This is a genomic window from Peribacillus sp. SIMBA_075 (assembly GCF_046534585.1).
On sequence record NZ_JAWRYN010001071.1, the window covers coordinates 1 to 255 of the forward strand.

1 pseudogene is annotated in these 255 nt (G+C 38.8%); it reads right to left on the reverse strand.

Features of this window, described 5'->3' with window-relative positions:
• Positions 1–255: pseudogene (locus SB775_RS31580) on the reverse strand (aromatic acid exporter family protein); the annotation flags it as partial.

The following is a 255-nucleotide window of genomic DNA, read 5'->3' on the forward strand; positions in this document are numbered from 1 at the left end:
CATTTCATACACAAGTTGAACAAGCTTCGCACGTATCTCAAATTCTTCACGTGTAACGGGCAATGGCATGTCTCTAAATAATTCTCTCATTTCTTGAAGCTGTCTTAAGGAAATAACCCCAGTACTCTCAGGGCTAATAGCATTTCCAATGTTTTCAACCACATCCGCAATCATATCAGCTTGTTCATATGTCCATGATAAAGAAGCTGCTAATGGTATCATCCGTTCTAAAATTTCGAATTGTTGCATGCGCAT